The sequence below is a fragment of the Pedobacter sp. genome (assembly GCF_035317785.1).
Taxonomy (GTDB): domain Bacteria; phylum Bacteroidota; class Bacteroidia; order Sphingobacteriales; family Sphingobacteriaceae; genus Pedobacter.
Map to the genome: position 1 here is coordinate 1 of NZ_DATHGC010000143.1, position 4317 is coordinate 4317.

5 protein-coding genes are annotated in these 4317 nt (G+C 43.3%); 2 read left to right on the forward strand and 3 right to left on the reverse strand.

What is annotated here, in order from left to right; all coding sequences use genetic code 11:
- On the reverse strand, positions 1-433 hold a 433-nt coding region (locus tag VK541_RS09000; protein WP_324369118.1), incomplete at its 3' end, for a YSC84-related protein.
- Between the two features lie 401 nt (positions 434-834).
- Here VK541_RS09000 and VK541_RS09005 point away from each other — a divergent pair.
- A complete protein-coding gene (locus tag VK541_RS09005; RefSeq protein ID WP_324369121.1) occupies positions 835-1314 on the forward strand; it encodes a hypothetical protein in 480 nt (159 codons plus the stop codon).
- A gap of 373 nt (positions 1315-1687) precedes the next feature.
- On the opposite strand, the gene VK541_RS09010 is transcribed toward VK541_RS09005, so the two are convergent.
- Positions 1688-2770 (reverse strand): alpha/beta hydrolase-fold protein, encoded by a 1083-nt coding sequence (locus VK541_RS09010; RefSeq protein ID WP_324369123.1) that lies wholly within the window; start codon positions 2768-2770, stop codon positions 1688-1690.
- A 169-nt stretch (positions 2771-2939) separates the two neighbouring features.
- Between VK541_RS09010 and VK541_RS09015 the strand changes: the two genes are divergently transcribed.
- Positions 2940-3224, forward strand: coding sequence for a hypothetical protein (locus VK541_RS09015; RefSeq protein ID WP_324369125.1), 285 nt, complete (start codon positions 2940-2942; stop codon positions 3222-3224).
- A 107-nt stretch (positions 3225-3331) separates the two neighbouring features.
- On the opposite strand, the gene VK541_RS09020 is transcribed toward VK541_RS09015, so the two are convergent.
- Positions 3332-4069, reverse strand: coding sequence for a hypothetical protein (locus VK541_RS09020; protein WP_324369127.1), 738 nt, complete (start codon positions 4067-4069; stop codon positions 3332-3334).
- Positions 4070-4317 lie beyond the last annotated feature (248 nt).

Genomic DNA, 4317 nt, shown 5'->3' on the forward strand with positions numbered 1-4317 from the left:
CCTCCAGCATTAATCCACCCTTTCCCTGCGAAAATACAACCACGCCATTTCTATAATTCGCATTGGCCGATGCACCCGATTTGACAGCTATTGCTGAAGCCTGTCCGCTAAATTCAACTTTATTTTGCATGAAGCGATCCGCTGCATCTTTGTTTTCAAAAAAAATAATTTCCCGGTATGCCTGCCCTCCTGCCTGTGCTCCCACGGTTACCTGCACCATCTGGGCAGTACCAACTGGCCTTCCTTTTTCATAGACTGCACCCTTACCCGCAGCGCCGCCTACACCTACCCCGCCCTTGCCTACATTGGGAAATATTGCATAGGCAGAAGAGTGTTTAAAGAGATTTTCCATTGACGGATCTGCCTTTAGAAAGGAGGCCTTGGCCTTTTTACTGTCATCGATTATTCTCGTTTGAGAATCATCCTGCGCCATTAATACTCGTGGTAAAAACAGGCCTGACAACATCATTAGAAGTATTACTGGCCGAACGGTGCTGGGCATTTTCATAAATAATAAATTTTAAGTTGTGAAGGGGACTTTGCGATGAAAGGAATGCAAATAACCTGCCATGTGAAATACCGTTCGGACAAAACGAAAGCCAATGACAATCAATGGCTTGAGAAATAGCGGATGGGACAATCGGGACCCCAAATCACTTCTTCAGCCGTCCGCCAGTGGATCGTGTTGGCATTAGCCGCTCGTGAGTGACGATAGCAGTCCGCGCAAAGGACAACGCCGCATTTTTGGGGAATACTTAGCTATTCTTTAACGGTTTCGGGTTTGCGGGCGCTGTAAATTTTCGCGATCTTTCTTCTATCCTAAATCTCCCGTTTATGCGAATAGCTCTACAAAGTGTATTATTCCTTCTGCTTTCTCATTTTAGCTTTGCTTCTTCAATGGCCCCAGCCTTGAAATTGGACACGACCGTTGCGGCGAACAACGTCACCAGCCATTCGAAATTATATTCAAAAGGTAAGGGGACGGTAGGCTTGATAGCCGGCCTGACACTTGGTCCCGTCGGTATCCTGGGCACACATCTTTTTTCTCACAATCTTGCTGAGCGTAAGAAGGCGGTGAAAGGTTGCGAGATATTAGGAACAGTGGTCCTGGTCGCGGCGTTTTCGGTGCTGCTGATCTACTCACTTAAAGGCAGCGGCCATCACGGTGGTGGAGGTAGGGTCAGTGGGTCACGTGGAGGTGGGCATCATGGCCCCAACCTTAGCCATTTGGATCTCGACCTGGATCACAGCAGCGGATGTCAGAAGAAAGATCCTTCCAATACTTCTGAACTGCCTTTGTTCTTGCAACCATAGATAGGATAACGACGTCTTGAAATTCACAGGCTTAGCTTCCCCACCCTTTTTCCGAAAAACGTGGGGTTCCGGGTGAAAACGGCGATTTTTTGATGGCGCAGCCCGTTTATTCTCAATTAACGTACCTTTAAGGTAGAGAAACGATTGGTTTATGAAAAATAAACTAATATATTGGATACCCATTGTTGGCATATTTGTCAGTCTCGTGCAGTACGAGAAGGACAATGGCCTGGGTGCATTTTGGGGCTATTACCAAGCAGCCATGCTTGTTATATCTATTTGGATCGTTGCATTCTTACAAACCAAATAATGAGTCAGCCAGGCCGGAACACCTACCCAGAGTTCATTCCTCCTACAATTTCAAGGAGTGCTATTAATCAAGTTTTTTCATGAATGTCATATTATTTGAAAAAAACTTAAGATTAAAGCCTCTTACTTTCCCTTTATTGTCCTTTTGGAATTGACATGTCACCGGTGCCCCTTTTACATAAAAGTCTTCATTCGTTTCTGCATAAAGTCTTGCTTTGCCTCCAAACATATTGATATAAAGAGAACTGTCTGTTCTGGTAATCAGCCAGTCTTGTTCATAATGACCGGCATACTGATCAAGCAATAAAGTATTCAATTTTAGGTTAGGTTTGCTGAAAAGAAATTGCAATCCTCTTGCAATAGAATAAGGACCTTCACTGGCATGGCTCATCTCTTCCACAACAAGCGTGTCAAGATCAAGCCCTTTATAATTACTTGCCTTTAACTGACTAATAAATTTTTGAAAATTAGTTACAGGAAATAGGCTTTCCTCAACCTCGCTGGAACTAATGAATATTTTTGCATTCAGCGTATGGTTTCTTTCTGCAAAGCTTTTTTCTGTTTTAAAAGTTATGTCATCATCTGATTGCAAAGCAGGACTGGCAAGAATATAACGGTTAAATAGACCCGGTTCGTGAAATAGCGCATATAAAGCAAAAAACCCTGCAAGGGAGCCACCGGATAAAGTATTATTTTTTTTATCGCTCTGGAAACCGGAATCAACCCTCTTAATAATTTCTGTTTTTAGAACGTTAAGAAATTTAGCCGCTCCGCCAGAGTTCGGATCCCCTGGCATAGCAATTGAAGAAAAATCTCTGTTTCTACTCGCTTCAGTTTTATTCCGCCATCCAATACCAACAATAATCATTTCAGGAACAGAACCTTCATACACCAATGATCCATAAACAGAGCAAGCTACTGCAAACCCCCACTCGCCATCCAGTGCGTAAAACACGGGATATCTCTTGCTTATATCACTAGAACTGCCGGGCAGAGAGATATACAGTTCATAGTCCTGGCCATTAATAGCAGATTTAAAATTTATTACCTGTGTACCTGGCAATTCTACTTGCACCTTTTGTGAATATGTTGTATTAATACAAAAGGTAAAAGTCAGAAGTATGAAAAAACCCTTTGTGATATTCATATCTTGTTGGTATTTAAAATAAGATTTGGAAAAAATTTTGTTTTGGTGTAACTTCCTTACCCCTTTCATTTTCCTTCTCAAACCTTATCAGGTATTTTTTGACTACTTCGCTTTTTCTCCCACCCTGTGTATCGAGCAATTTATTTATTAACCGCAAAAATTTCAAACTATGCTAGTCATTGCTCATCACAACATCAACGATCCTGAAGGTTTCTGGGCAGCTGCAAAAGACGTTACAATGAATCTGCCTGGCAATTTAAAACTGCATGGCGTTTATCCTGCCCAGGACGGCAAGACGGGTACTTGTCTTTGGGAAGCCGATTCCGTTCAGGAAGTTCAACAGTTCCTGGATAAGAATGCGGGCAAGTATGCCAAGAACTTCTGTTATGAAGTAAACCTAGAGAAGTCCATTGGACTACCCGATGTTCATTTGACTGAAGACCACGCTGTTTAACAGGACCATTAATTTTAAAAAGCAGGCAGTGTATTTAATCACGCCTGCTTTTTATTTAGTGCAGATCCTTTCCGGCCGGATCATCGCCCGTTCTGTTTATTCGTATTTTAATACCGCTTCACCACCCGGTACACAAGGCGTTCCGGTTCCCCTATGACCCCACTCGCGGCTCTTCTTTGTTTCAGCAAATCCGACTTCCAAAAAGCATAGGCTTTGGCAGTATCCATAATTGCCGTTACGAGCGTTACTTTTTTATCATTGTCGGGGTCATGGCCAAATGCCCGTACGGTTATGCCATTATCAGCTCTTTCTTTTTCGCCTTCCTGAAATGCCTTTTGCCAGGCATCCCAATCCTTAACAGTAAACGTGGTCCTGGACCGCAGGTTTGAACTGATCATAGCTGTATCCTGGAAGGTCATCGTAACAAAGGTAAACGACGGCGTTCCTACCACTCCCCCTTTTTTCATTGCCTGTTTAAGGCTGGGGTCCTTCGCGAATGTTTTGGCCTTGGCCAGATCATCTACTTTCACCGCTACCAATACTATATTGGAATCTTTCTCACTCCGGCCAATTACATAGCTGTGAATGCCACCCGCCAACCTCATCGAGTCATGCGCTTCGTAGGAGGGCATCCATTTTGCAAAATTGGCGACCTTGTGTGTTACTACCATCATATTTTGCGGCGTGGTAATAGTAGTCGTTTTCGGCGTAACCGCGACTGTGGTGCTGTCGGCTTTTGTGGAGTCGGAGGCTGTCTTCTGGTCACTTCCGCCTCCGCCGCAAGAAGTAAGAAAGAATGGGATAGCTACATAAAATAGCATGCCGGCAAGTCTGGACTGTTTCATTGATTTTCCTTTTTAAGTAATGAATAAACAAAATTTATAGTCAGATGCCGATCCTGGTTCACTTTCCATAACCAGAAGGAACAAGCAGCAAAAAATCAGGCACCCTTCATCTTTTTCTGAATCGCAAATTTTAGTCATGAATAATAAAAAATAGTCTGTAGTGCTTTCACTACTAAAGAGATGATGTGAGAAAGGATGACGGGTTACGATAGGAAAACGGAAGTATAGGGCCACCCAAGTCCTGCTTA